The sequence below is a fragment of the Marinobacterium sp. xm-d-579 genome, assembly GCF_013282935.1.
GTDB lineage: Bacteria > Pseudomonadota > Gammaproteobacteria > Pseudomonadales > Balneatricaceae > Marinobacterium_E.
Genome location: NZ_WBYP01000001.1, coordinates 24,765 through 50,818, shown reverse-complemented (window position 1 = coordinate 50,818; position 26,054 = coordinate 24,765). Strand labels below are relative to the sequence as shown.

Genomic DNA, 26,054 nt, shown 5'->3' with positions numbered 1-26,054 from the left:
AACGGCCGTTTGATTGTTTTTCGTTATCTTTCCCGTGAAGTGTTGACGACAACCTTTGCAGTAACGGCGATTTTGCTTCTTATCATTGTCAGCACCCGTTTAATTGGCTACTTAACCGACGCCGCTACGGGGGAGTTGGATACTGCTGTTATTCTGGATTTGGTTGTTAACCGAATCCCGCTCATCCTAGAACTTCTGCTTCCGCTTGGCTTCTTTTTGGGCATTTTGCTGGCCTATGGTCGTCTCTATCTTGAAAGTGAAATGGTGGTTCTTAAGGCCTGTGGCGCTGGGCCCTGGAAACTGATCGGGTATGCGATGGGGCCGGCTCTATTGGTCGCTGCAATCGTTGCTTCAATCAGTCTCTACCTGACCCCTACAGGCATGCATGAGGCGAAGCGTATCGTTGCCGAACAGCGCTCGAGAAGCGAACTCGATATGTTGGTACCCGGCGTATTCCAAGTGTCGAACTCTAACACTCAGGTCTCTTATGCTCGCAAAATTGATGAGGCTGGTAACCTGGTTGATCTGTTTGTCTCTGGTCGTGATCAACAGGGCCGATCCTACCTTCTGGTTGCCGGTGAAGGTCAGCAGCAGTTCATTGAGGATCAGGGCCGCTTTTTGGTATTTAACGAAGGATACCGTTACAACTTCCCTGAAAATTTCGCTTTAGAAGAGATAGGCTTTGAGCAGTACGGGCTGAAGATTGATGATCCAGAACTGTCGGTCAGGGTTGATCATCTAGATGCTATCCCTACGCTCGATTTGATAGGCAGTGATCGACCGGCGTATGTGAGCCGACTGCACTGGCGCCTCTCTCTGCCTTTTATCCCGATCATTGTGGTGTTGTTGGCCGTTCAATTGGCTAAAACCAGTCCGCGCCAAGGGCGGTACGCCAAATTAATTCCTGCAATATTGATGTATCAAATATACATCGGAAGTTTGACGGCTGCTCGATCAGCAGTAGAGCAGGGCGATGCAGGTAGTTGGATGATTTGGTTTGTGCATCTGATTGCTCTAGGTGTGGGCGTCAACATGGTGTTGTATGAGGGGGCTTGGGAGCGAGTTATGAATAAGCTACCTAAGATTCCAGCTCTCCCGTTTCGAAATAAGGAGGCATCGTGATCAGTCGAATCGATCGATACATTGCCGTTCATATTCTCTCTGCTATCGCCGTTGTTCTGTTAATTATCGTCGGTTTGATGGGAATTTCGCTCTATTTGGATGAGCTGGGAGAGGTTGATAAACACTACACATCCGGTGCGGCGTTCAGCTACACCTTATTAAGCTTACCGGGATTGGCCTATCAGCTATTACCCCTGAGTGCTCTTGTAGGGACGTTGATCGGTATGGGGGTGTTGGCCTCTAACTCCGAGTTAACGGTGATGCGAGCTGCAGGCGTTTCAATGATGCGTTTGATTCTATCGGTAGCAAAGCCGATTAGTTTGATCGCATTCATTGCTCTAATAGCAAGTCAGTTGGGCGTTCCTGAGTCTCAGCAGTCGGCTAGGGCCATTAAAGCTTCCGCTCAATCTGAGTCTGGACGAATAAATAACGGTGATGGCGGCTGGTATCGTCAACCGGGTGAATACATTCATGTCTCTGCAATCACTCCTGACGGGCAAATTTTAGGTGTCACTCGTCACCAATTTGATTCAGAGCTTAGGCTCAAACAAACCAGTTTTGCCAAGTCGGGGTATTACTCTGAAGAGCGTCAAGGTTGGTTGCTAACTGACGTTGAATTGACGGCACTGATCAATGATCAGCGTATTGAAAAAGGTCATTTAGATGAGACTTTTTGGTCAACCGAATTGACGGAAGAGATGCTGCGAGTCATTTTGGTGCCCCCTGTTGAACTCCCTATCTCAGGTCTATCTTCTTACTCTAGCTATCTGAATGATCAAGGGGTGGATTCAACCTCTTATGAGTTAGCCCTTTGGAATAAATTGCTACAACCCTTGTCAATTATCGCTTTGGTGATGATTGGCGTTGCGTTTATTTTTGGACCGCTGCGCGGTGTTACGGTAGGCCAAAGAATTATCACCGGTGTCGTGATTGGACTGGTATTTAAATTCAGTCAGGATCTTTTGGCGCCGGCCAGTCAGGTGCTAGGATTTTCTCCGTTACTGGCCGCGCTGTTACCCATTGCGATCAGCTTTGCCATCGCTTTATGGTTACTCTCTAGAGTTCGCTAACTCTTTTTGGCAGGTTTTGGTAGTCGAACGGTGACACTGTTTGACCAACGCTCATGCCAGGTTAGGCGCTCATCACTTAACAGCGTCGCCCAGTAACCGGCTCCTAGAGTGACAATAGAGATAGCGGCACCAAAAAAGCGAATCAGTGCCTGAGTCCAGGTTAACGAAAACCCCTTTTCACTCTGCGCACGCAGGCGCCAAGCCATCATGCCGATCGTCTGACCGGAGCGTGTCCAGGAGTACCCAAAGAATAGAAAGGTTGAGCAGAGCAGTGCCGACTTTAAGGCCGCTTGGCCGAGAAAGCTGTCGACCGCTTCACCTTGATTTAGGATGACTCCAATAGCACCAATTAAGAACCAAATGGCAAGAATGATCAGCGTGTCATAGACCATTGCCATCACTCTAATGATTAGAGAGGGTAGTTGATGTTGGTTAGCATCATCGTGAAACGGTTTGGGCATACTGAACTCCTTTGTCGGAGCCGTAGTGTACTGAAAAGTTTACTTTAAACGAAGCAGTGGACGAAGCTTAAGTCCGATCACTGAACCGGCAAACGCAAACAAGATCCATAGCCAGCCGTGTAAACTGCCAGAGACCACACCGCCTACAAATGCGCCAATGTTACACCCATAAGCGATGGTTGCACCGTAGCCCAATAGCACGCCACCCAGCAGAGAGGCTAAGAAGTTTTGAATCGGCATTTTCATCTTGAGTGTGAATTTGCCGGCGATCGCCGCCGCTAAGAAAGCGCCTAGGATGACACCACCATTCATCAATGATGCGGGGTCCTGGCTGAGACTGTTGTAGAGCGCCTCTTCACGGCCAGGTGACATCCAGTAGGTCCAGAAGTCGATCTCTAGATCGAGCTCTAACCATTGAGCAACTTTCGCACCCCATACAGGGTAGGCAAGGGCAACAGCCCATGGACGGCCCATTAATGCGAGTGTTGCGAAGTTTAGAATGGTGAGTCCAACCGCTCCCCAAATCAGTGGCCAGGGTCCAGCAATCAGTTTGCTTGCAAAGCTGGTCGTGCCAGTACTTTGACACTCTTCAAGCGAGCCGTGAGCTTTAATTTCAAGACGTTTAGTGAACTGATAGATAGCAGTGAATAACAGCAGGTTTAGACCGATGGCGGTGATTGGACCCAGCAGTTCGATCAATCCAATGGGCGCTAGTTGTGGCAAGGTTGTCCACCACTCATAGTCAGCTGTTGCCCATAGCGCACCGGCACTAAAGCCTGCCATGACGGGAATGGCTCTCAGTTGTCCACCGCCAAGATGGTAAAGATTACCCGAAGCACAGCCACTTGCGATCTGCATACCTACACCGAACATGAACGCGCCGGCAACAACGGAGAGGCCGAGAGGTCTAACAAATCCTGTGACCGATTGACCAAACAGCTCGCCTGAGGCCAGGGTCGGGAAAAATAGCAGTACACTCAGGGAGAGCATGATCATCTGAGCGCGGATGCCCGCACCACGACGTTTAGAGATAAGCTCTCTCCATGCGGTCGTGAAACCAAATGAAGCTTGAAGCAAACAGACACCTAGGGCTGCACCTAAAATGAGAGCAAGTAGTTCAAATGTGCCGTGCTCATTAAACACATAAACAGCGGAAGCAATCAACAAAGCAGAAGAGAGCATAAGCCAGAATAGCTTGTTTGGCTCAAGAAGCTGGGTTTTAAAGTCTGTAGATGTCGTGTTTAAAGTATTCATGCTCGACTCCTTTTAGGAGTGGCAATACTAATGATCTTTTAATAACTCTTCCAAGAATGTTTGGTGATTTTATATACAAATAAGTTATCAAAAATATTCCACTTATAAAAAAGAGCGCCGTAGCGCTCTTCATGGCCCATCTGATATTGGTTATTTTATGTACTGCTGTGAGAGCTTGTCAGCAAGTGCTTTGGCTTCGCTCTGTTCGGTATCAGACAGTTTCATCAGCAGGCGTGCCTCAATGGTTTGAGCCGTTGTTGAGCCAGCATTGGCTGCCGCTTTCATCCATGCGTAAGCAGTAATGTCTGGATTTACTGAAAGGTCATTACCATTACCCGTAGCGTACAGCGTGCCTAAGAAGAACATCGATTCAGTGTATCCCGATTCCGCAGCTTGCAGGTACAGCTTCTCAGCCTGTGCAAAGTTTTGCTCGGTCCCGCTTCCGAAGTTGTAGCTTCTAGCCAAGTTGTGAAGCCCGATCAGTGAGCCATTGTGAGAGGCTTTATCAAACCATTGCAGGGCAAGATTTAGGTCGCGTTCTACGCCTTGGCCAAATTCGTACATTTCACCAATTCGGTTTTGTGCATCGGCATCACCCGCTTCCGCTTTAGGAAGAAGTTGTGTGAACTCGGCAAGGTATACCTCATTTCGCATGACGCGAAGGGCGTTGATACTCTTTAGGTGGCCCTGGCGAGCGGCACTGCTGAAGTACTGCTTGGCATCCTCTTTGCTCTTTTCAACACCTTGGCCATCACGGTACAGCGTACCCATTAGATAGAGAGCATCTAAATCACCCTCTTTGGCTAGAGGCTTAAGCTCTTCAAGGGCTTTGGTGTAATCGGCTGACTGAATGGCGCGCTCAGCTGCGATGATGGATGCGGCTTCAACAGACATGACTGGAAGAGCCAATGCAAAGGCTAGTGATAATAGACGAGCTTTGGTCAAACCTGACCTCCTATTCTATTCCAACAAATTAATGGTCAATAACCGTTAGTGTTATCAAAGTGGCGCTATCATAACCTTTTCACTGCATAATCCACAGCGCTTGCTCTGAATTTCTATTATGAGTAACGTAATGTTTGATGTAGCGCAGGTTAAACCTGTCAATTTAAATGGACATTGAGGATTATCAAATGTTTCAAGATATGACAAAGCTGTTCGAACAGAGTGTTGAATCATTTCAAGAGTTGGCGAAGGTTCAGCAAGAGATGCTACAGCGCATTACCAATCAGCAGATTGAGTACACCCAGCAGTGTATCCAAGCGACCATGAATCAGGCTAATTCACTTCAGGGTCTAAAATCACCTGAAGAGTTCATCGAAGCGCAAAAAGAGTATACACAGCGCTTAGAGGCTGCACTTAAAGCGGCTGCTGAGCAGAATATGAAAACGGTTCAAAACGCCCAAGAGGAGATTCAAAAAATTGCCTCTCAATCGATGGGTGGCAAATAGTTTTTGATCCCTCTCATTTACGGAAGTACTACAGGCAATACTGAACGCGTAGCGCAACTCATGGTTGAGTGCTGGCCAGGGGAGGTGCCTCTAAAGCTAATTTCAATCGATAGCATGATTAATGCCGATGTTGAACAGGCTTCGTCACTGATTATTGGTGTGCCCACTTGGAACTTTGGTGAGTTACAAGAAGATTTCGAAGAAGTTTGGTCGAGTTTTTGTGAAATCGACTTCAGTGGCAAACGCGTAGCACTGTTTGGATTGGGTGATCAATTGGGATATGGCGATTGGTTTCTTGATGCGATGGGTACAGTTGCCGCACAGATTTCACAAAAGGGTGCTAAGCTGATAGGTGAATGGCCTGTCGAAGGTTACGATTTTGAGTCCTCAAAAGCGCTAATCCCTTGTGAAACGGCCTTCGTGGGTTTGGCCTTGGATGAGGATACACAGTCCTTTGAAACAAGAGATCGTGTGGAGCGTTGGTTCAATCTGATCTATCCACAATTGTAAATTGAAGTGTTAACTCGGAGAGAGATTATGTCTTTGAAGAAAGTTGTTTTAACGACTTTGTCTTGTGCTTTATTGGCTGCGCCTTTGGCACAGGCTGATCGAGCGGAAGATGCTATTGAATATCGCCAAGGGATCTTTAAAGCCTACGGTTGGCACTTTGGTGCTATGGGTGCCATGGTTCGCGGTAAGGTTGATTATGATGCAGAGCAATTTGCTCATCACGCTAAGTCGTTCTTAGCGGTTGCGCCGCTTGCTGCTGAGGGGTTTATCGAAGGTTCTGATTTTGGTGAGACGTCTGCTAAAGATGAGCTTTGGGAGAATTTAGATGATGTCAATCAGCGCTTTGTTACTATGACTGAAGCCGCTGAAAAGCTAGTCGCCGTATCTGGTGGTGAATTGGCGGATGCCAAAGCAGCCTTTGGTGCTGTCGCGAAATCCTGCAAAGGGTGTCACGACAACTACCGCGAGAAACGTTAACCCTTTAATCAGATCCAAAATAGGAGTGCGCTGACAGTCGCTCCTACTAGGATTGCTACAAAGAGAGGAATGCCGCCTCGAATCTTAGGTGCTTCCTCTTCACTCTCCTTTCTACCATGCAGCATGGCTTGCACCAGTTTTTCACCTTTGAAACGTTGATACCAAATAATGGCAGCCAGATGCAGGGCGACAAACAAAATCAATAGATTAAAAATCGCCTCATGCAGTTCCGTCATCGCTAGTTGAGCGTCGTAAGAGATTAGATAGGCTAATGGCCCTTCAATAAAAATGTCATCGTTACTAAACAGCCCCGTCGTCATCTGTAGAAACATTAAGCCTAGCAGGGCTATGACACTGAGTGCGCCAGCAGGATTATGTGTGTTGTAGTCTCTTTGCCCCTCTCCCTTGAGGTAGCCTATGACGCTGCTTGGACGTTTCACGAATTGGGAGAATCGAGAGGAGTCGCTGCCAATCACTCCCCAAATAATGCGGAATGTGATTAAGCCTGCAGCTACAAATCCAAAGCGAGTGTGCCAGATCATCCAGTTGCCACCTAATTCTGCACTCAGCCAGCTTAAGCCAAATAGCATGACTAGAAGCCAGTGAAAGAGTCGAGTGCTTAGATCCCAGACGGTGACAATTTTTTTCTGCATGTTGATAAGCTCGCTAATGAATACAAAATCACAATGTAAAAACTATATGGTATCCGGTTGATAGTGCATACCCAAGGAGTATCGCCCAACTCCATTTGAGGTGGGCTCTGAAAGTGTAGATGCCATTCGCCTGGCCCATCAGAGCCACACCTGCCGCTGAGCCAATCGATAGCAGAGAGCCACCAATGCCAATACAGAGGGTCGCCAATAGCCATTGGTTAGTCGACATCGACATATCCATGCTCAGAATGGCGTACATCACGGGTATGTTATCGATCAATGAGGAGCTTAGGCCGATGATTAGATGGGTGGTGGTCTCTCCAAAGTTGCCGTAAAGCGACGTTGAGATCAGGGCTAAATAGCCCAGGGCAGCTAAACCACCAACGCTCAGTACAACGCCATAGAAGAACATTAATGTATCCCAGCTGGCGCGTTCAACCACTCGGAAATTATCAAAACGCATGACGACTTCACCGTGATCCCCTTTGAGGTGTTTTGTCATCGCACCCATGTGGTGTCCACGCAATTCACTCTCTTGCAACAGAGGATCCTGTTTTGACAATAGGTATCCATAAATCTTTAACGCGCCTAGCCCCGTCATCATTCCAATTACCGGGGGTAATTTCAGAAGTGAATGGATTAACACTGACGCCGTTATCGTGGCTAAAAAGAGTATCAGCATGCCGATCGCTCCAGGCTTCATGGATTGTTGTTCATGCGGGAGTTGCGCTGGGCCTGTCGGAAGATAATGGTTAAGCACTAAAGCAGGCACGAACCAGCTGATCAGTGCGGGAACAATAAGATGGGTAAATTCAAGGAATTTTAGTTTCTCCTGCTGCCAAACCATCAGTGAAGTAATATCGCCGAAGGGGGAGAAAACGCCCCCTGCATTGGCGGCAATAACCACGTTGATCAAGCCGAGCACTACGAACGACGCTGTTCTGGTGCCAACAGCCATCACTACTGAGCCCATCAGTAGCGCTGTCGAGAGGTTGTCAGCAATGGGGGATAGGACAAAGGTCAACCCACCCGTGACCCAGAACACGGTTCTTAGGGAAAAGTCTCTAGCAATCAGCCAGCTACGCAATGCCAAAAATAGGTGGCGCTCCTCAAGGGCGTGGATAAATGTCATGGCGCTGAGCAGGAACAGAAAAAGCTCTGCGTACTCAAGCAGGGTCTGTTCCAGTAGTGCGCCAGCTTGCTCTGGTTGGCCATTGATGGAATAGCTAAGGCCGACTAATAACCAGATTAAACCAGCGGCCACCATCATCGGCTTGGATTTGGCTAGGTGAGTGCGGTCTTCGCTGATCACAAAATAGTACCCGACAAGGAAGGTGAGTACCGCTAGGTAGCCATATAGGGTGCCTGTTAAATCGATAAAATTTGTCATTCCCATACGATGGACTAGCTTGTCCGTTATCTCAATAGAGGTGCATGAAAAACGTTGAAATAAAGGCCGAGACGGTGATTTAAAGGTGAGGATAAATCCTGTAAAATGTGCCCCCTTTTTTAAGACCTTTTGGACATTTGCTCGACTATGGAAATTAATCCGATTGTTAACAGCCTTAAAGAGTATGCCGAACGCACTAAAGAGTTGCGTGGCTATCTCGAATATGACGAGAAGCTTGAGCGCTTTGAAGAGGTTGAGCGTGAGCTTGAAGATCCCAATATTTGGAATGATCAAGAGCATGCACAAAAGCTAGGTCGCGAACGATCAAGCCTTGAGTCTGTGATTAAGACCATCGATGAGCTGACTGAGGGGACTGCTGATTGCCTGGAGCTGCTGGAGATGGCAGTTGAAGAGGATGACGAAGATACCGTTGAAGAGGTTCGCAGTGAAGTTGAGCGTCTAGGCGGCATGTTATCGCAACTTGAGTTTCGCCGTATGTTCTCGGGTGAAGCGGATTCAAGTAACGCCTTCTTGGATATCCAGGCGGGTTCGGGTGGTACCGAGGCTCAGGATTGGGCCAATATGATGCTTCGAATGTTCCTTCGTTGGGGTGAGAGCAAAGGCTTTAAAACCGAGTTGATGGAAGTGTCTGACGGTGACGTGGCCGGTATTAAATCTGCAACGATTCGTTTTGAGGGTGAGTACGCCTTCGGTTGGTTAAGAACAGAAACGGGTGTTCACCGTCTCGTTCGTAAGAGCCCATTCGATTCTGGTGGTCGCCGCCATACCTCTTTCTCATCTGTCTTCGTCTCTCCTGAGATCGACGACAATGTTGAGATCGACATTAACCCGGCTGATCTTCGTGTCGATGTTTATCGTGCATCCGGTGCGGGTGGTCAGCACGTCAACCGAACTGAGTCGGCGGTCCGTATTACCCACGGTCCATCTGGAATCGTTGTACAGAGTCAGTCGCAGCGTTCGCAGCACCAGAATAAAGATAACTGTATGAAGCAGTTACGCTCCAAGCTTTACGAAATGGAGATGCTGAAACGTCGTGAGGCTGCCCAAGAGGTTGAAGATACTAAAGCCGATATAGGTTGGGGCAGTCAGATTCGCAGTTACGTACTGGATGATCAGCGTATCAAAGATCTTCGCACCGGCGTTCAATCGTCGAATTGTGATCGCGTGCTCGACGGCGATCTGGATATGTTTATTGAAGCTAGCTTAAAAGCTGGTCTCTAAAAGTTAACACAGGAAATAGACACCATGTCTGATAACACACAGCTTGATGAAAACCGCTTGATTGCAGAGCGCCGTGAAAAACTCTCTGCACTGCGTGAGCAGGGCCAAGCCTTCCCGAACACTTTTCGTCGCGACAGCTACGCAGAGGATCTGCAGTCTGAACACGGTGAGAAGAGCAAAGAGGAGCTAGAAGCTGCAGGCATTAAGGTCTCTATTGCCGGTCGAGTGATGCTCAATCGTGGCGCGTTCATGGTGATCCAAGATATGTCTGGCCGCATCCAGGCGTACGTTAACAAAGAGGCTCGTAGCTTTGCTAAGCAACTAGACCTTGGTGATATCGTCGGCATTAGCGGTGAATTGCACAAGTCAGGCAAGGGTGATCTCTACGTTGATATGGCAGAGTACCAGTTGCTGACAAAGAGCTTGCGCCCACTGCCAGATAAACACAAAGGGCTTCAAGATACTGAAATGCGCTACCGTCAGCGTTATGTTGATCTGATTACTAACCCTGAATCCCGTGATGTGTTTGAGACGCGTTTTAAGGTGATTGCCGCGATTCGTCAGTTCTTAAGCGAGCGCCGTTTCCTTGAAGCGGAAACGCCAATGCTTCAAGCGATTCCTGGTGGTGCATCGGCTCGTCCTTTTGTGACACACCACAACGCACTTGATATCGATATGTATCTTCGCATCGCGCCAGAGCTCTACCTGAAACGCCTGGTTGTCGGTGGTTTCGAGCGCGTATTTGAGATCAACCGTAACTTCCGTAATGAGGGTCTCTCAACACGTCACAACCCAGAGTTCACCATGATCGAGTTCTATCAGGCGTATGCTGATTACAAAGATCTAATGGACCTAACGGAAGAGATGCTTCGTACCGTTGCACAGCAGGTGCTAGGCACAACAACCATCATCAATACGGTTCGTAATGAAGAGGGTGAGGTGCTAGAGACGTTTGAGTACGACCTTGCTAAGCCGTTTACCCGATTGTCAGTATTTGATGCCATTCTGCAGTACAACCCTGATATCACAGCGGAAGCATTGGCGAATGAACATGCCGCTCGTCAGATTGCCGAGCGTCTGGACATCGACGTAAAAGATAGCTGGGGTCTGGGTAAAATCCAGATTGAGATTTTTGAAGAGACCGTTGAACACCTTCTGCAGCAACCAACCTTCATTACAGAATACCCTACCGAGGTCTCTCCTCTCGCTCGTCGAAGTGACGACAACCCATTTGTGACCGATCGATTCGAGTTCTTCGTCGCTGGTCGTGAGCTAGCAAATGGCTTCTCGGAGTTGAATGACGCTGAAGATCAAGCGGAACGTTTCCGCAAACAGGTCGCTGAGAAAGATGCAGGTGATGATGAGGCGATGCACTTTGATGCTGACTTCGTTGCAGCACTTGAGTATGGACTGCCACCCACAGCAGGCGAGGGGATCGGTATCGACCGTTTGGTGATGCTACTGACTGACTCACCATCGATTCGTGACGTCATTCTATTCCCTGCAATGCGTCCACGCGCTTAAGCGCGATTAAGCGTACAGAAGAGTTTCACTGTGTTGTCTTGGCTGTTTCCAAAACAGAAACGTGACTTCACAGCGAAGCGCTATCTCAGCATAAGCCTGCGAACTCTGCACCTTTTTGGTATTGCAGGTTTTGCGGGCTTTTTCTTATATGACTTACCGGAATCGCTTTGGCGGCCCTATGCCATACTAGCGCTGACGACTGGCTCCTTAATGCTACTGGTCGAACTCTACGTTGATGCAATTTGGTTGATTCAACTGCGGGGTTTGGCGGTTATTACTAAAATTTTTCTACTGTTGTTAGCGATGAACGCTCCTCACCTAACAACGGTGCTGTTCTGTCTGATCGTCATCATTTCAGGCTACTTCTCACACGCGCCTGGCAAGGTTCGATACTACTCACCCTTTTTCGGGCGAGTCATAAAAAGCTCAGCTGAACTCAGCTTTAATCAGTCGGATTCAAGGTAGGTGCCGATGCTTTCGAAGGGTTGGCAGCAGCTGCTGAAAGAGATATCCGAGACGCCAAACTATCAATCTCTTATGGCGTTTCTGGATCAACGAACAGCTGAGGGTGTCACAATATACCCACCTCAAGATCAGTGGTTTCGTGCTTTGGAGTTGACCCCGCTAGAGTCGACACGCGTCGTCATTCTTGGCCAAGACCCTTATCATCAGGCAGGCCAGGCGCATGGTTTAAGTTTCTCTGTCTTACCTGGTATTCAAGTGCCACCATCGCTGAGGAATATCTACAAAGAGTTGAGTAGTGATTTAGGGATCGCTGCCCCAGAACATGGTTTTCTTGAAGCCTGGGCAGAGCAGGGAGTCCTTTTACTCAATGCGGTCCTTACGGTAGAGGATAGCAACGCCAATGCACACCAAGGCAAGGGTTGGGAGAGTGTCACCGATCGTATCATTCAGCAGGTTAACGAACACTCCACGGGCACGGTGTTTATCCTCTGGGGAAGCTATGCTCAGAAAAAGACGAGCATGATCGATCAGGCAAAGCATTTGGTGATTCAATCACCTCACCCTTCGCCTCTATCAGCACACCGAGGCTTTTTTGGTAGTCAGCCGTTTTCTAAAGCCAACAGTTGGCTCGCTGAGAAGGGATTTTCTGAGATCAACTGGGAGCTGCCGGTGATAGGACAAGCAGATCTGTTCGGTTGATGGCTAACGCTTGGATTCAAATAGCTTTGGATCTAAGGTGTAAGGTAGTTCCAAAGCGTTTAGGGCTGCGCCACTCTCTGTAAAAATCGCACCCTCTTTTTCTGACTGTTGAATGACAGCAAGTAGAGAGGTTTGATCAGTTGAGCTAGTCAGTACTACGCTGCCGACCTCAACTTGGTCAGCATTAAACAGTGGCTCCCCAATGCTGATGGAATGGCCCTGCGGTAGCGTGAACCCGTACATCGCTTTTTTCAAAATACCGCGATGCTGTAGACGGGTTACTATCTCCTGACCGGTGTAACACCCCTTACTGAAGCTGACGCCATCAATGGCTTGTAAATTACACATCTGAGGAATGAATGTCTCTTGGGTGGCCTCTCTTAAATCGAAGATGCCAGCGCGGACATTGATCTCATACCAAGCCTCTAATGAGCCGGTAGCATCCTTGGCCAATCTATTTTGTACTTCAAGATCGGTGGTCCAGAACTCAACGTGCTCGGCATCGATTTGAGCCGCAAAGGATCGGTCACTTTCAGAACTTTTAACAGGCTCTAAATAGTCGCTCGATAGGCAAAACCCATTGGCGCTATCTATGAAATTAAGCTGCACCTTGGAAAAGATGCTGTATTTCTTTAGGTTGTTAAAGGCGCTCTCGGCGATCTCTTGATGGACCCGCAGCCAAAAACATTCGTCACTGATGCGCATGACTCTGAAAAGCCCAACCATGCTTCCCTTAATTGAGCAGTGTGCGGCGATGAGGTGCTCACCGATGTTAAGTGCAGCCACATCGGCGGTTAGCTGGCCTTGTAAAAAAGAGGCTGCATCAACGCCTTCGACGGAGAACAGTTTGGCATCCGTTATCGCAATGTTCATAGCTCAGCTCACTAAAAAGGGTTGTGGTATCACTTAAGACTCTGTTTGATGGGCAATGACTTCACCCATCTTGACCGGTGCGCCGGCCGCTAGATGGTCGCGCCAATTGATTACGCCTTCAGGGTAGAGAAGGATCACCGTTGAACCGAGTTTGAATCGGCCCATTTCTGCACCTTTCTCCAGTAGAAGAGGGGCGTCAGCTTCTGTGCTAAACAGTTTCATAGCCTCTTTTTTGAGAGGGGCTACCTGGCCACTCCAGACGGTCTCTATACCGGCAACAATCATTGCGCCGACGAGTACCATCGCCATTGGGCCACGCTCTGTCTCAAATAGACAGACTAGGCGTTCATTACGAGCAAACAGGCTGTCAACATTGTTGGCTGTGGTTTGGTTGACCGAGAAAAGATCACCAGGAACGTAGTAGGCCTCTTTAAGTGCACCGGCTACTGGCATGTGTACGCGGTGGTAATCTTTTGGTGATAGGTAGATGGTCGCGAACTCGCCATTGATGAAGGGTTTTGCTCGCTCGGTACAACCACCCAGCAGAGAAACGGCGCTGTAACTATGTCCCTTTGCTTGCAAAATACGCCCATATTGAAGGGTACCCATCTCTGAGATAGCCCCGTCAGCAGGCGACACCACGACATCTTCGCCCTCTGCAATCGGTCTAGCTCCCTCTTTAAGGGCGCGAGTGAAGAAGTCATTGAAGTTGATAAATTGTTCCGGTTGCTGGCGCTCCGCTTCACTCATATCGACGTTAAACTGTTTTATAAATCGCTGAATAATCCAGTTCTTAATACGGCTATTTGTGCACTCAGCTAGGCGGCCAACGGCACGTGATAACAAGTGCTGTGGCACGATGTATTGAAACAGAATGAACAGTTTATCTTTCACTAAAAACTCCGCCTGAGTGATTCTTTAAGTTGGGTTGTGATGATACCTGAGCTAGTGCTTTTTCACTATCGCACCGTGAAGTCAGATTCCAACATGGAGTCCAAAATCTGTTTGTAACTGAAAAAGCGCTGCTCGCTGATGACGCCCATATCGATCGCATCATAGAAGGCACAGCCAGGCTCCTGTTCGTGCTTGCAGTCTCTGAACTTGCAGTGGCCTGTGACCTGGCGAAACTCCTTAAATCCGTCAATCAGATCGTTGGGATCAATGTGCCATAGACCAAATTCACGGATGCCAGGAGAGTCGATGAGATCGCCCCCTTCGGGTATGTGGAATAGACGCGCGGTGGTTGTTGTGTGTTTACCGGTTCGATTCGACTCAGACAGGGCTCCCACTTTTAGATCAACGCCAGGAAGCAGCGCATTGACCAGTGACGATTTCCCTACACCAGACTGTCCAACAAAGACGGTCGTGCGATCTTTTAAGAATTCGTGCAGCTCATCTAAGCCGTTGGAGTTCTCTGTGGATGCATAGATAGTGCGGTAGCCAATTTCAGCATAGCTATCCAGAAGAGGTATCAATCGTTCACGATGCTTGTCATCGAGTAGATCGGTCTTGTTTAAGACAATAATAGGCTCTATGCCAGAGAGTTCAGAGGCAACTAAGTAACGATCAATCAGGTTGGCGTGCGCATGGGGTTCGACGGCGATGACTATTAATATTGCATCGATGTTGGCTGCGACTGGCTTCAACTCACCATGATTGTTTGGGCGCTTAAGTTCAGAGTGGCGATCCTCAACAGCGACGACCACACCCGCATCGGGGGAGGGGCGCCAGATCACCCTATCCCCGGTCACCAATTGCCCTAGGTGGGTACGCATATGGCAGCGAATGATTTCACCGCGACGATCGCCATCTAAGGCTTCAATATCGACCTGTTTTCCGTAGTGCGAGATGATCAGGCCACGCTGTTCGGCACCTAAATCGCCCCCTTCGAGTTGTGAGTCGATTTGAGTGTCACGTTTATTGGCTCGAGCGGCACGCTCTTCTTGAATCTTCTTAATACGCCATGCTTGGCGGCGATTAACTTTACGTTGCGCCATTCAATCTCTGCTAAATCGCTGTGTTAGTCGGTATACTGTGCATCATACTTTGTTCATAAAAGATTAGACACTTTAAAGGGAGCTTTGGCATGTCACGACAAGATAATCTTATCTGGATCGATCTAGAGATGACGGGGCTGGATGTCGAGCGTGAGCGCATCATTGAGATGGCTGCGATTGTGACCGACTCTGAATTGAACACCCTTGCCGAAGGTCCTGTGATTACTGTTCATCAATCCGATGCACTGCTTGATGCCATGGATGAGTGGAATACCAAGCAGCATGGTGGCTCAGGTTTGATTGAACGAGTTAAACAGAGCCGTACCAGTGAATCCGAAGCAGAACAGCAGATGTTGGCGTTTTTGAGAGAGCATGTCGACCAGGGTGCTTCGCCGATTTGTGGAAACTCTATCCATCAAGATCGTAAGTTTTTGCATCGTTACATGCCCGAACTAGAAGCCTTCTTCCACTACCGTAATTTGGATGTCAGCACGCTGAAAGAGCTGGCACGCCGCTGGCGCCCTGATGTGACTAAAAAGGTGGTTAAAAAGGGGGCTCATTTAGCCCTGGATGATATTCGTGACTCCATTGAAGAGTTAAAAGTCTATCGTGAGCACTTTTTACAGGTCTAAACGTTGAGCAAGTGGGAAATCGATAATTTTCAGTGCGTTCGCATCGGCCGTTCGATTTCTTAAATGCTCAACCGCCCATTGAGCGTGCTCTTTAATTAGCTCGCTCTCGTCAGAGGCTAAACAAGCTTCAAGCAGTTCAATGACTCTGTCACCACCCTTGCTGTTGCCTAGGGCTACCGCAATGTTTCGTTTAAATCCCTGGTAGCCCGTTCTGCGAATGGCTGACCCTTCAGTTTTTTGTAGAAAGGTCTCTTCGCTCCACTGAAACAGCTCAATCAGATCGATATCGTCGAGTTGATGGCGTGGCGAGAAATCACTTTCCTGGGTGTGTTGGGCAAAACGGTTCCACGGGCAGACCAGTTGGCAATCGTCACAGCCAAAGATGCGATTGCCCATCAGCGGGCGCAACTCTTCTGGAATACTGCCAGAGTACTCTATGGTCAAATAGGAGATGCATCGTCGAGCATCTAGCTCATAGGGTTTGGGAAATGCATTGGTGGGGCAGACATCCAAACAAGCGGTGCATGACCCGCAGTGTGAAGCCGTTTCGGGTGGGTCGATGGGCAGCTCGACATCGGTAAACAGTGAGCCTAAAAAAAACCAAGACCCTGCGGTTTGATTTAATAGCAGAGTGTTTTTGCCGACCCAGCCCAGCCCAGCGTCACGAGCAAGAGGGCGCTCTAATATCGGGGCGCTGTCGACAAAAGGGCGGAAGTTAATCGAGGTCTGGCACTGCTCTTCCAACCACTGTCCAAGCTGTTTAATGCGTTTTCGAATCAACTTGTGATAATCACGCCCCAATGCGTAACGTGCTATGTAACCCTTGTCGGCATTGGTCAACGTTTTGAACAGGCTGACATCGGCGGGAAGGTAATCCATGCGTAGTAGAACCACTCGCTGAGTGCCTTCAACCAGCAGGGTTGGATCGATTCGTTTTTCGAAATGCTCGGCAAGAAACCCCATTTCGCCCTGGTAGTGCTTATCCAACCAGCTGCGCAGGTGGCTCGCTTCATGGTGTAGATCTGGCAGGGTGATGGCGCACTGCTGAAATCCAAGCTGCTTCGCTCTCTCTTTTAAACCTTCGGCAATATTGGACAGTTCGATCTTGTGCACGCGAGTCATTATCAGCTTGTTTTCATGATGAGGTGTTACTATACGTCAAATAAGTCAGCATCAGGAGTGCCTCGAATGAATGAGTCCCCAATTGGCTCTTCGCTCTTTACTGCCGCTCAATGCAAAGTGATTGATCGTTTGGCCATTGAGTCTATGCCGATACCGGGTTATCAATTGATGTGTCGTGCTGCACGATCGGCGCAACACTGGATCACACGACTCTATCCGAAGGCCAGCTCGTTTAATCTTGTATGTGGTGCCGGCAATAATGGTGGAGATGGACTGGCGTTAGCCAAACTGCTGTTTAAGTCAGGTCACGCTGTGACAATCACTCTGGCTAGCACTGATTTTGAAGTTCAGCTAAGCGGTGAAGCTTTAGAGGCTTGGAATGACCTGCCTGCTGACCTTCCAAAACGTCCCTTTGATCCGGCTGTTAATGACGAGTCAGATCTCATCGTGGATGCTCTGCTAGGGATTGGTCTGAATGGCGAGGTTCGCTCAGACTCAGCTGCTGTTATTCATTGGATCAACCGGCAGCAAAGGCCTGTTTTTTCATTGGATATCCCATCAGGTCTGTCGGCTGATACAGGATCAGTGCTGGGTTCTGCCGTTAAGGCCGATGCGACCTTGACCTTTATCGCTCCCAAGCAGGGGATGTTTATCAATCAAGCGCGTGACTATGTTGGTCGTGTGATGGTGGATAGCTTGGGCGTGCCAGCAGAGCTCTTCCCAGAGTCACAGAGTCAATTGATCTCTGAACCATTGAGCCAAATGGCTCCACTGAATCGCGCTGCGCACAAAGGCAGTCAAGGGTCCCTCGTAGTAATTGGCGGTGATTTTGGGTTTGGCGGAGCACCGATGCTATCGAGTGAAGCTGCGCTCAGAACAGGGGCGGGGCGGGTCACGCTACTGACCAATAGTGAATCGGCGGTCACAGCGATGCTCTCTCGTACGCCAGAGGTGATGGTGCGTTTAGCCAGTGACATTGCGGCCTTTGAGTCGATGATTCAATCCATGGATGCCATCGCGATAGGGCCCGGTTTGGGGCAGAGCGATTGGGCTCTCAGCTGTTTAGAAAGGGTCAACTCTTTAGATAAACCGACTGTGGTGGATGCGGATGCACTGAACCTTATTGCACAGAATAAAGTTGGTTTTCATCCTCATGCTGTCTTTACGCCACACCCCGGTGAGGCTGCTAGATTGTTGGGCTGTTCTATAGCAGAAGTCCAGTCTGACCCTGTCGGGAGTGCATTTGCGCTTCAGAGCCAGTTGGGTGGTGTCATCGTGTTAAAAGGTGCCGGCAGCATTGTCTGCAATGGTCATAAAGCCTTTATCTGCAACCTAGGCAATCCAGGTATGGCAACGGCTGGGATGGGGGATCTGCTTTCTGGTATCATCGCAACGTTTTTGGCGCAGGGCTACTCTCTGTTAGATTCTGCGCAGATAGGTGTTTGGCTCCATGCTAAAGCGGGTGATATGGCCAGTGCCGAGGGTGAAAGAGGGTTGATTGCGACAGACCTTCTTCCTCATATCAGAAGTTTATTAGGGTAATGAATTCGTGACACAATCGATCTCATGGTCTCTTGCAGATGAGGCTGAAACAATCGCTGCTGGTGCATTGATTTCCCGTGCAATGAGTTCGGGGGTCCTCTTTCTGCATGGCAACCTTGGCATGGGTAAGACGACCCTCGCACGTGGTGTAATTCAGTCGTTAGGCCATCAAGGCGCAGTGAAGAGTCCTACCTACACGTTGGTAGAACCTTATGAGTTTGATGATCGTAGGGTCTATCACTTCGACCTTTACCGCTTGGGTGATCCTGAAGAGCTCGAGTATATGGGGATTCGCGACTATTTTGAGAACAGTTCGCTCTGTTTGGTGGAGTGGTCAGAGAAGGGCGAAGGTTTCTTGCCGGCAGCTGATCTAGATCTCTTCCTTGAACCCGAAGCATTGGGACGTAAAATAACAATCTACGCTCGCACCGAGTTAGGTCAATCCATTGTGCAGAGGCTCCAAGAGTTGAGGTCTGTTAAGGCTTAATGATGTTATTAAGGAATCAATCAGCGTTGAATCAGTTTAAGAGACTCTTCTTTGGTTGCGCTCTGTTAGTGCTTCCTCTGCTCTCTTGGGCTGCTTCGGTTGATAGTTTGCGCTTGTGGCAGTCGCCTGACAGCACTCGATTGGTCTTTGATCTGGATAGCTCCACCGAACACTCCCTGTTTACCCTCGATAATCCGGATCGAATTGTTATTGATATACCCAAGGGTCGAGCGAAATCCAATTTTAGTACCGTTGATTTGACGGGAAGTCCTATCAGTCGCATTCGAACCGGTGAACAGAGTGATAAGTTGCGTATCGTTCTAGATCTATCGCAACCGGTAAAACCCTCGAGTTTTACGTTAGCGCCAAATGAGAAGTATGGGGATCGATTGGTAATCGACCTGGCACATCAAGGTGGAGCGCAATTAAAACCCACTGCGCCGCCTAAGCCTGTGACACTGCCTATAGGACAGCGCGAAATTGTTGTTGTATTAGATGCGGGGCATGGTGGCGAAGATCCGGGTGCGCTTGGCCCCGGACGCCTTAAAGAGAAGCAGGTTGTTCTCGCCATCACCAAAGAGGTTAAAAAGCTGATTGATCAGCAGCCGGGCTTTCGTGCTGAGCTAACACGAACCGGTGATTACTTTATCCGCCTTCGTGATCGTACCAAGAAAGCGCGCCAAAAAAATGCCGACCTGTTTGTATCGATTCATGCAGACGCCGCACAAAATAAGCGGGCACGTGGAGCCTCTGTCTGGGTTCTTTCAAACCGCGGTGCCACCAGTGAGATGGGTCGTTGGCTGGCGAAAAAAGAGAACGCAGCTGATTTAATCGGCGGTGTCGGTAGTGTCAGTCTTGAAGATAAAGATGAGACGCTCGCCAGTGTGCTGCTGGATATGTCGATGACCTATGCGCGTACCAGTAGCTCAGAGGTGGCGCTAGCGGTTCATCAGAACATCGCGCGCTTTGCCAAAATGCACAAAAGCTACGTGGAGAAAGCGGGGTTTGTGGTGCTTAAATCTCCTGACATCCCCTCCATTCTTGTTGAAACGGGCTTCATTTCGAATTCACAAGAGGCTAAAAAGCTTCGTGATCCTAAGTACCAAAAGCGGATGGCGAAAGCGATTGCGGACGGCATTATTAGTCATTTTTGGAAGCGCCCGCCCGCGGCTACGCTTGTCGCCTCTTTGAAGGCTCAGGGGAAAATGCCTAAGGATATTAATCGTAGCCATAAAGTGGTTCCGGGTGACAGTCTCTCAATGATTGCCGAGCGTAATGGCGTCAGTTTGGACGCACTGCGTCGTTATAATAATTTGAAGTCTGATCGTATTAGAGTAGGTCAGGTTCTAAAGATACCTGCAGGTTAATATGAGCAGTCGAATACATCTTTTATCGCCGCAGTTAGCCAACCAGATCGCTGCCGGTGAAGTGGTAGAACGCCCCGCATCCGTCGTCAAGGAGGTTTTGGAAAATGCCATCGATGCGGGTGCAGAAAAGATCTCGGTCGAGGTTGAACAGGGCGGTGTGAAGCTGATCCGTATTCGTGATGATGGTAAGGGGATCGATAAAGAGGATCTGCCACTGGCGTTGAGTCGTCATGCGACTTCAAAGATCACAGCGCTTGAGGATCTTGAAGCGGTGGTAAGCCTCGGCTTTCGCGGTGAGGCACTGGCCAGTATCAGTTCGGTCTCTCGTTTAACTCTCACGTCGCGCTCAGTCGATGATAATAGCGCCTGGCAGGTCAAGGCGGAGGGGCGGGACATGGTCGCTGAGGTATCACCTGCAGCTCATCCGCAAGGGACAACCGTTGAGATGCGCGACCTGTTCTTTAATACCCCTGCGCGCCGTAAATTTTTGAAGACAGAGAATACTGAGTATCGACACCTTGAAGAGGTGGTTAAACGTCTAGCATTGAGTCGTTTCGATCTTCAGTTTCAGCTCAGCAATAACAACCGTGTGGTGCATCAACTGAAGCCGGCCAACAGTGAGCAGATGCGAGAGCGCCGTATAGCCTCACTGTTAGGATCTGGCTTTATTGATAATGCACTCAGCTTAGACATCAGTGCAGAAGCTTCAGGTCTCAGATTGTGGGGTTGGATCGGTTTGCCAACCTATTCACGCTCGCAAGCTGATCAGCAATATTTCTTTGTTAATGGACGTATCATTCGTGACAAACTGGTGACTCATGCTATTCGCCAAGCCTATGCAGACGTTCTCTATAACGGTCGACACCCTTGTTATGTTCTCTATCTAGAGCTCGATCCGGCGCTGGTCGATGTCAACGTACACCCAACCAAACATGAAGTTCGATTCCGAGAAGGGCGCTTAGTTCACGATTTCATATTCCGTACCATTCACCGGGTGATCGCGGAAACGCGTCCCGGTGAACAGAACAGCGATACCTCTGTGTCATCCCTTTTGCAGGGGCAGGCTCAACCGATTCAGCAGCAGTTTGATCAGCAGCGCATCTCACTTCAGTCAACCGGTTCAGGTACTGGGCTAGGTAGTAGCACTTCAGGGATTAACTTCTCTAATTACGTTCGACCTGCAACGCCATCAGCCGGTGAGGTGAAGCAGCAGCTAGCCGGTTATGGGGCTCTTCATCCTACCTCTACACTGAATCAGGATGGTTCATTGAACCCGTCGTCAGAGACTCAAGATATTCCCCCAATGGGTTTTGCATTGGCGCAACTGCATGGCATCTACATTTTGTCCCAAACTGCAGAAGGACTCATCTTGGTCGATATGCACGCCGCGCATGAACGTATTGTTTACGAGCGAATGAAGAGTGCATGGGAATCTGATGGATTGCGCAGTCAGCCGCTATTGGTTCCGGTTACTCTGAATTTAAGTGAAGCCGAAGTGGATATTGCTGAAGAGCGCTCCGAGGTGTTTGCTAAGTTAGGCTTCTCTGTTGAGCGAATGGGCCAAGAGTCTGTTGTGATTCGTGAAGTGCCTGTTGCACTGGCTCGATCGGATGTTTCGCTCTTGGTTCGTGATGTTCTATCCGATATGAAGGTTTATGGCAGTAGCAGCCGTATTGAAGAGAGCATTAATGAGCTGTTGGCGACCATGGCATGCCATGGCTCGGTTCGGGCCAACCGCCAGCTTACGCTACCAGAGATGAATGCTCTATTGCGTGATATGGAAGCGACTGAACGAAGTGGTCAGTGCAACCACGGCCGTCCTACCTATGTGCAGATGACCATGAATGAGCTGGATAAGCTCTTCCTAAGGGGGCAGTAGTGGCCGAAAAGTTGCCAGTACTCTTTTTGATGGGGCCAACAGCCTCAGGCAAAACGGACCTTGCCCTTAATCTGTTTGATCATATGGACGTTGAGATTATCAGTGTTGATAGTGCTCTTATATACCGAGAGATGGATATTGGTACGGCCAAACCTGATCGCGAGACATTGGAAAAGTACCCGCATGCGTTGGTGGATATTTTAGATGCAACAGAGGTCTATTCAGCCTCAGACTTTGCTGAGGATGCACGTCAATTAATCGATCAAGCACACGCGCAGGGCAAGTTGCCTGTTCTTGTGGGGGGGAGCATTCTCTACTTTAAGGCGTTGGCAGAAGGGTTGGCAAAACTCCCCGAAGCCAATGCAGAGATCAGAGCGGAGATTGAGGCTCAGGCTGAGCAGGAGGGTTGGCCGGCCGTTCACGCTCGCTTAGCTCAGTTAGATCCGGCTTCGGGTGAGCGTTTGGGGCCCAACGATCAACAGCGAATCCAGCGTGCATTGGAAGTCTTTCTGATGACAGGCCGAAGTATTGATAGCCACTGGCAGGAACAGAAAGCCCTAGAGTTGCCGTGGAACCTCATTCCCGTCGCGTTAATGCCAGAAGATCGCGCTCAACTGCATCAGCGTATTGAGCTGCGTTTCAAGCTGATGTTGGAGCAAGGCTTTGAGGCGGAAGTGGTTAGGCTTCGTCAGCGTGGGGATCTGAATCTGAATCTGCCTTCAATGCGTTGTGTTGGTTATCGCCAAATGTGGCAGTATTTGGAGGGTGAGTTGGATTGGCAAGAGATGCACCATAAAGGAGTGGTAGCGACACGTCAGCTAGCTAAACGTCAGATGACATGGTTGCGCAGCTGGCAGGGTGCAGAGGTGATTGATCCCTTTGGTGAAAATCTTTTTAAGAAAACTTTGGCATTGATTCCACGAATCTAATATCATTTTCTCTCTACGTAATGGCTGTATCGAGGATTGTCTCGAGCCTGAAATATTGGGCGGCGGTCGTAGAGTCTTAATAACGATTACTCTAAAGGTGATGACTATGTCAAAAGGGCAAACCCTACAAGACCCTTACTTGAACGTTTTGCGCAAAGAGCGCGTTCCAGTATCAATCTTCCTAGTAAACGGCATCAAGCTACAAGGCCAAATTGAGTCTTTCGATCAATTTGTCATTCTGCTTAAAAACACCGTTAGCCAGATGGTTTACAAACACGCTGTTTCGACAGTGGTTCCATCTCGTCCTGTAAAACTACCTCAGGTTGACGAAAAGCCAGCTGACTGAGGTTTCTAATTGTTTTTCGATCGTCCCGAATCGGGCGAGACAGCGATTCTCGTCCACATTGATTTTCCTGGACCTAATGCGAATGACAATCCTAGAGAACTAGAAGAGCTGGCTCTCTCTGCCGGTGCTGATCCCGTTGAGTATCTCTTCGGGACTCGCTCCGAACCCAGTTCAAAATTCTTTTTAGGCAAAGGTAAGGTTGAAGAGCTTGCAGAGCTCGTGCGGCTGCATGATGCCAAGCTGGTTATCTTTGATCATTCTCTAACCCCCGGCCAAGAACGAAATATCGAACGTGAAATTGAGTGTCGAGTGCTTGATCGTACAGGCCTGATTCTTGATATTTTCGCGCAACGCGCTCGAACCCATGAGGGTAAGCTGCAGGTTGAGTTGGCTCAGCTTGAACATATGTCGACTCGCCTAATCAGAGGTTGGACCCACCTTGAGCGTCAAAAGGGTGGTATCGGTCTGCGTGGCCCTGGTGAAACCCAGCTTGAAACCGACCGACGCTTACTGCGCGCCAGAATTAAAGCGATTACCGGTCGCCTAGAGAAGGTTCGTAAGCAGCGAGAACAGGGCCGTAGAGCACGTGCCCGTGCAGAGATTCCGACGCTCTCTCTGGTTGGTTACACCAACGCAGGTAAATCGACACTGTTTAATCGAATTACCGAAGCGGACGTCTATGCGGCCGACCAGCTGTTTGCGACACTCGATCCAACCTTAAGAAAGCTAGAGCTAAGTGATATTGGTTCAGTTATTTTGGCTGACACGGTTGGATTTATCCGAGACCTCCCCCATAAACTAGTAGAGTCCTTTCGTGCGACCCTTCAAGAGACGGTTGAAGCTACACTGCTTCTTCATGTCATTGATGCGGTAGATGAAGAGCGTCGTGAGCACATTGCACAAGTTAATAATGTGTTACACGAGATAGGAGCGGATGAAGTTCCTACACTGGAGGTCTACAATAAAATTGATGGACTCGAGGGTGTAGAGCCTCGTATCGATCGAGATGATCAAGGCGTGCCTGTTCGGGTTTGGTTATCGGCTAGAACCGGTGTAGGTACTGATCTTCTTGTTCAAGCGCTGCGCGAGCGTCTGGCCAATGATATGTTCCACGAGATTGTGGAGCTTGATCATAATCAGGGGCAGTTCAGAGCCATGTTGTTTGCACAAAACGCGGTGGTCGATGAACAGTTTACCGATGAGGGTCGTATTAGGTTAGAGGTAAGGCTCCAAGAGAAGGAGCTGAGAAAGATTTTAAGCCGTTTAGATATTCCGCATGAGCGCTATCTGCCGGCTGAAGAAGAGCAGTGGTAACAAGTTTATCTTGTTTTAGATTTTTAAAGTAATGGAGCAATACTATGGCTTGGAATGAGCCCGGTGGTCGTAAAGACAACCAGGATCCATGGAACTCAGGTGGCAATAATGGCCGCCGTGGTGGATCAGGCGGCCCTGAACAGGGACCACCCGATCTAGATGAAGCGTTGCAGAAGCTGCAAGAACGCTTGAACTCTATCTTTGGCGGTAAACGCTCTGGGGGTTCTGGTGGTTCTAATGGTGGTGATGTTAAAGGACCTGGTGCAGGTTTCTTCGGCATCATTGCTCTGGTTGTAGTGGTTGCTTGGGCTGGCTTTGGTTTCTACACAGTCGATCAACAGGAACGTGGTGTTGTTCTTCGCCTTGGTAAGTACCATGAAACTGTACAGCCAGGGCTGCAGTGGAACCCGCCACTACTGGATGAAGTCACTAAGGTGAATGTGACTCGAGTTCGTACCCACGACCACGGCTCTTTGATGCTGACTCGTGATGAGAACATCGTAAATGTAGAGATGACGGTTCAGTATGTGATCAGTGATCCACGTGCATTTGTTCTTAATGTTCGTGACCCTGAAACCAGTCTGTCACATGCATCTGAATCATCACTTCGCCATACGGTTGGTTCGACTAACCTGGACGGCATCTTGACCGAAGGTCGTGAGATTCTCGCGACACAGGTTCAGGCACGTCTACAAAGCTACATGGACAGTTACGGCACAGGTCTTGCTCTTTCACGTGTCAATATCAAAAACGCAACCGCACCACAGCAGGTTCAAGATGCGTTTGATGACGTGATCAAAGCGCGTGAGGATGAGCAGCGTGTTAAAAACGAGGCGGAAACTTACGCTAACGGTATTGTTCCGGAAGCTCGTGGTACCGCTCAGCGTGTGATCGAAGAAGCGAATGCTTACAAAGAGGAAGTCGTTGCTCGAGCAAGCGGTGAAGCTGATCGTTTCACATCACTTCTGCAAGCATATCAGATGGCTCCTGGTGTCACCCGTGAACGTCTCTACATCGATATGATGCAAGAGGTGTTGGGCAAAACGCCTAAGGTGATGGTGGATGTCGATGGTGGTAATAACATGATGTACCTACCGCTGGATCAATTGATGAAGCGCCAAGCAGATACCATTGCTAACACGCCACGCTCTGTGCGTTTAGATGACTCCAGCATGCGTGAGTTAACGCAGCAGGTGATTAACCGCATCGGCAGCTCAAGCACTAGTACACTACGGGAGGGTCGTTAAT

The 26,054-nt window shown here is 49.1% G+C and carries 27 protein-coding genes; 18 read left to right on the top strand and 9 right to left on the bottom strand.

Features of this window, described 5'->3' with window-relative positions; all coding sequences use genetic code 11:
• Positions 1–9 precede the first annotated feature (9 nt).
• Positions 10–1,122, top strand: a complete 1,113-nt coding sequence (gene lptF / locus XMD579_RS00265) for an LPS export ABC transporter permease LptF (protein ID WP_173495062.1) — start codon at positions 10–12, stop codon at positions 1,120–1,122.
• Positions 1,119–2,192: an LPS export ABC transporter permease LptG gene (gene lptG / locus XMD579_RS00260; RefSeq protein ID WP_173498537.1), complete on the top strand. Its 1,074-nt coding sequence runs from the start codon at positions 1,119–1,121 to the stop codon at positions 2,190–2,192. Before lptF ends, lptG begins: the two co-directional genes overlap by 4 nt.
• Here lptG and XMD579_RS00255 read toward each other — a convergent pair.
• The 3 genes from XMD579_RS00255 to XMD579_RS00245 form a co-directional block, all read right to left on the bottom strand.
• On the bottom strand, positions 2,189–2,653 hold the full coding sequence (locus tag XMD579_RS00255; protein WP_173495252.1) for an RDD family protein: 465 nt from the start codon (positions 2,651–2,653) through the stop codon (positions 2,189–2,191). The two genes, lptG and XMD579_RS00255, sit on opposite strands and share 4 nt — an antisense overlap.
• Positions 2,654–2,692: 39 nt before the next feature.
• Positions 2,693–3,907 carry a YeeE/YedE family protein gene (locus XMD579_RS00250; protein WP_173498924.1) on the bottom strand — a complete coding sequence of 405 codons (1,215 nt, stop codon included), beginning with the start codon at positions 3,905–3,907 and terminating at the stop codon, positions 2,693–2,695.
• 150 nt (positions 3,908–4,057) lie between these two features.
• Entirely contained in the window at positions 4,058–4,852 is a 795-nt protein-coding gene (locus XMD579_RS00245; RefSeq protein ID WP_173495254.1) for a tetratricopeptide repeat protein, read from the bottom strand.
• Positions 4,853–5,040: 188 nt separating this feature from the next.
• Here XMD579_RS00245 and XMD579_RS00240 point away from each other — a divergent pair, with 188 nt between their 5' ends.
• The 3 genes from XMD579_RS00240 to XMD579_RS00230 are packed head-to-tail and all read left to right on the top strand — an operon-like array spanning position 5,041 to position 6,345.
• Positions 5,041–5,358 (top strand): phasin family protein, encoded by a 318-nt coding sequence (locus XMD579_RS00240; RefSeq protein WP_173480682.1) that lies wholly within the window; start codon positions 5,041–5,043, stop codon positions 5,356–5,358.
• A 3-nt stretch (positions 5,359–5,361) separates the two neighbouring features.
• A complete protein-coding gene (locus XMD579_RS00235) occupies positions 5,362–5,868 on the top strand; it encodes a flavodoxin (protein ID WP_173495063.1) in 507 nt (168 codons plus the stop codon).
• Between the two features lie 27 nt (positions 5,869–5,895).
• On the top strand, positions 5,896–6,345 hold the full coding sequence (locus XMD579_RS00230) for a cytochrome c (protein ID WP_173483564.1): 450 nt from the start codon (positions 5,896–5,898) through the stop codon (positions 6,343–6,345).
• A gap of 8 nt (positions 6,346–6,353) precedes the next feature.
• Here XMD579_RS00230 and XMD579_RS00225 read toward each other — a convergent pair whose 3' ends face one another.
• Entirely contained in the window at positions 6,354–6,998 is a 645-nt protein-coding gene (locus tag XMD579_RS00225) for a cytochrome b/b6 domain-containing protein (protein ID WP_173505617.1), read from the bottom strand.
• Positions 6,999–7,026: 28 nt separating this feature from the next.
• Positions 7,027–8,388, bottom strand: coding sequence for a sodium:proton antiporter NhaD (nhaD, locus tag XMD579_RS00220; RefSeq protein ID WP_254443719.1), 1,362 nt, complete (start codon positions 8,386–8,388; stop codon positions 7,027–7,029).
• 147 nt (positions 8,389–8,535) lie between these two features.
• Here nhaD and prfB point away from each other — a divergent pair, with 147 nt between their 5' ends.
• From prfB to ung, 4 genes are read left to right on the top strand one after another with little or no spacing between them, the layout of a single operon-like run.
• Positions 8,536–9,630: a peptide chain release factor 2 gene (prfB, locus tag XMD579_RS00215; protein WP_173480687.1), complete on the top strand. Its 1,095-nt coding sequence runs from the start codon at positions 8,536–8,538 to the stop codon at positions 9,628–9,630.
• A gap of 24 nt (positions 9,631–9,654) precedes the next feature.
• Positions 9,655–11,154 carry a lysine--tRNA ligase gene (lysS, locus tag XMD579_RS00210; protein WP_173483567.1) on the top strand — a complete coding sequence of 500 codons (1,500 nt, stop codon included), beginning with the start codon at positions 9,655–9,657 and terminating at the stop codon, positions 11,152–11,154.
• Between the two features lie 30 nt (positions 11,155–11,184).
• Positions 11,185–11,619 carry a hypothetical protein gene (locus tag XMD579_RS00205; RefSeq protein WP_371739792.1) on the top strand — a complete coding sequence of 145 codons (435 nt, stop codon included), beginning with the start codon at positions 11,185–11,187 and terminating at the stop codon, positions 11,617–11,619.
• A gap of 6 nt (positions 11,620–11,625) precedes the next feature.
• Complete coding sequence (gene ung / locus XMD579_RS00200; RefSeq protein WP_173505615.1) at positions 11,626–12,318, top strand: uracil-DNA glycosylase; 693 nt, start codon at positions 11,626–11,628, stop codon at positions 12,316–12,318.
• Positions 12,319–12,321: 3 nt separating this feature from the next.
• On the opposite strand, the gene XMD579_RS00195 is transcribed toward ung, so the two are convergent.
• The 3 genes from XMD579_RS00195 to rsgA form a co-directional block, all read right to left on the bottom strand.
• Positions 12,322–13,191, bottom strand: a complete 870-nt coding sequence (locus XMD579_RS00195; RefSeq protein ID WP_173505614.1) for a folate-binding protein YgfZ — start codon at positions 13,189–13,191, stop codon at positions 12,322–12,324.
• A 33-nt stretch (positions 13,192–13,224) separates the two neighbouring features.
• Positions 13,225–14,085, bottom strand: coding sequence for an archaetidylserine decarboxylase (gene asd / locus XMD579_RS00190; protein ID WP_173480692.1), 861 nt, complete (start codon positions 14,083–14,085; stop codon positions 13,225–13,227).
• 65 nt (positions 14,086–14,150) lie between these two features.
• On the bottom strand, positions 14,151–15,188 hold the full coding sequence (gene rsgA / locus XMD579_RS00185; protein ID WP_173483569.1) for a small ribosomal subunit biogenesis GTPase RsgA: 1,038 nt from the start codon (positions 15,186–15,188) through the stop codon (positions 14,151–14,153).
• Positions 15,189–15,277: 89 nt separating this feature from the next.
• On the opposite strand from rsgA, the gene orn reads away from it, so the two are divergent.
• A complete protein-coding gene (gene orn, locus XMD579_RS00180; protein ID WP_173505613.1) occupies positions 15,278–15,820 on the top strand; it encodes an oligoribonuclease in 543 nt (180 codons plus the stop codon).
• Here the strand turns inward: orn and queG are convergent.
• Positions 15,809–16,942, bottom strand: a complete 1,134-nt coding sequence (gene queG / locus XMD579_RS00175; RefSeq protein WP_173505612.1) for a tRNA epoxyqueuosine(34) reductase QueG — start codon at positions 16,940–16,942, stop codon at positions 15,809–15,811. The two genes, orn and queG, sit on opposite strands and share 12 nt — an antisense overlap.
• A 66-nt stretch (positions 16,943–17,008) precedes the next feature.
• Between queG and XMD579_RS00170 the strand changes: the two genes are divergently transcribed.
• From XMD579_RS00170 to hflK, 8 genes are all read left to right on the top strand, one after another.
• A complete protein-coding gene (locus XMD579_RS00170; protein ID WP_173495067.1) occupies positions 17,009–18,484 on the top strand; it encodes an NAD(P)H-hydrate dehydratase in 1,476 nt (491 codons plus the stop codon).
• Between the two features lie 7 nt (positions 18,485–18,491).
• On the top strand, positions 18,492–18,971 hold the full coding sequence (gene tsaE / locus XMD579_RS00165; protein ID WP_173483573.1) for a tRNA (adenosine(37)-N6)-threonylcarbamoyltransferase complex ATPase subunit type 1 TsaE: 480 nt from the start codon (positions 18,492–18,494) through the stop codon (positions 18,969–18,971).
• Between the two features lie 26 nt (positions 18,972–18,997).
• Entirely contained in the window at positions 18,998–20,338 is a 1,341-nt protein-coding gene (locus XMD579_RS00160) for an N-acetylmuramoyl-L-alanine amidase (RefSeq protein ID WP_254442794.1), read from the top strand.
• Position 20,339: 1 nt separating this feature from the next.
• Positions 20,340–22,217, top strand: coding sequence for a DNA mismatch repair endonuclease MutL (mutL, locus tag XMD579_RS00155; protein WP_173505611.1), 1,878 nt, complete (start codon positions 20,340–20,342; stop codon positions 22,215–22,217).
• A complete protein-coding gene (gene miaA / locus XMD579_RS00150; RefSeq protein ID WP_371739797.1) occupies positions 22,217–23,146 on the top strand; it encodes a tRNA (adenosine(37)-N6)-dimethylallyltransferase MiaA in 930 nt (309 codons plus the stop codon). The genes mutL and miaA overlap by 1 nt, the downstream gene beginning before the upstream one ends.
• Positions 23,147–23,252: 106 nt before the next feature.
• Entirely contained in the window at positions 23,253–23,492 is a 240-nt protein-coding gene (hfq, locus tag XMD579_RS00145; RefSeq protein ID WP_173480700.1) for an RNA chaperone Hfq, read from the top strand.
• Between the two features lie 9 nt (positions 23,493–23,501).
• Positions 23,502–24,806, top strand: a complete 1,305-nt coding sequence (gene hflX / locus XMD579_RS00140) for a ribosome rescue GTPase HflX (protein WP_173483576.1) — start codon at positions 23,502–23,504, stop codon at positions 24,804–24,806.
• Positions 24,807–24,850: 44 nt separating this feature from the next.
• Positions 24,851–26,053: an FtsH protease activity modulator HflK gene (hflK, locus tag XMD579_RS00135; protein ID WP_173480702.1), complete on the top strand. Its 1,203-nt coding sequence runs from the start codon at positions 24,851–24,853 to the stop codon at positions 26,051–26,053.
• Position 26,054 lies beyond the last annotated feature (1 nt).